Raw genomic sequence first — 951 nt, forward strand, 5'->3', positions numbered from 1 at the left:
TATATTATCATACTTATGCTTGAATATTAAATTGTAACGCAACGGGAAAGGGATGGCCAATTGTTTGCATTAATAACAGCTGCAATAGCACCAGCAATGGCGTTATTATCATATTTCTATTTACGTAATCATTACAGTGCACGTACAGGTGCTCTTGTATTTAGAACATTTTTAATCGGAATTTTGCTCGTGTTTCCCGTAATGGTCTTACAATTTGCTTTCACAACGGAAGGGTATTTTACGCAACCACTTACGAGAGCATTTGTATTATATGGATTTGTGGAGGAGTTTTTCAAGTGGTACCTTCTTTGGCTTTTTGTGTATCAACATGCTACTTTTGCGAAACGCTATGATGGAATTGTTTATGGCGCTTCTTTATCATTAGGGTTTGCCACATTGGAAAATGTATTTTATTTAATTGCTAATGGATTAGAGACTGCTTTTGTTCGGGCGTTTCTACCAGTGTCAAGCCACGCCTTATATGGAGTTATTATGGGCTATTATATGGGAAGAGCCAAAGTAGAAAAGGAAAAAGCCAGACAGCATTTAGCAATGTCTCTATTTTTGCCGTTTCTTTTACATGGAGTATATGATTTTATACTATTAGCTTTTGAGACCTATTTTTTATTTTTGTTAATTCCGTTTATGTTCTTTTTATGGTGGGTAGCGTTAAGAAAGGTAAAAAGAGCTCATCAATTGGATGTATAAAGCAATTGAATTAAGTGAGGAGTGATAATATGACTGAAGGACGTTATCGTATCGTCATTCGTTGCCCTGTTTGCAGCGAAAAATACATTTTACGTGGTCGTAGAAATGATAAAGGTGAGTATGAAACAGGATTTAAAAGATGTGTATGTGGAAATGAAGAAAACCTAAATGTCGATGCAACTCAAGAGTAATATCAATTTTGAAAAATTCTCTTGCAAAATACCGAAATTTGTTGTAATTTTG

Annotated in this window: 2 protein-coding genes; both read left to right on the forward strand. The window is 34.7% G+C overall.

Annotation, left to right across the window (positions count from 1 at the left end; translation table 11 throughout):
* Positions 1–60 precede the first annotated feature (60 nt).
* Positions 61–708: a glutamic-type intramembrane protease PrsW gene (gene prsW / locus JCM9140_RS22075; protein WP_034751849.1), complete on the forward strand. Its 648-nt coding sequence runs from the start codon at positions 61–63 to the stop codon at positions 706–708.
* 29 nt (positions 709–737) lie between these two features.
* Positions 738–899, forward strand: a complete 162-nt coding sequence (locus JCM9140_RS24095; RefSeq protein ID WP_166485476.1) for a hypothetical protein — start codon at positions 738–740, stop codon at positions 897–899.
* The last annotated feature ends 52 nt before the right edge of the window (positions 900–951 follow it).

This window comes from Halalkalibacter wakoensis JCM 9140, assembly GCF_000513095.1.
In the GTDB taxonomy this organism is placed as follows: domain Bacteria; phylum Bacillota; class Bacilli; order Bacillales; family Bacillaceae_D; genus Halalkalibacter; species Halalkalibacter wakoensis.

Coding starts and splice junctions, on each gene's coding strand:
- JCM9140_RS24095 (WP_166485476.1), top strand. CDS start 738: ATGACTGAAGGACGTTATCGTATCGTCATTCGTTGCCCTGTTTGCAGC.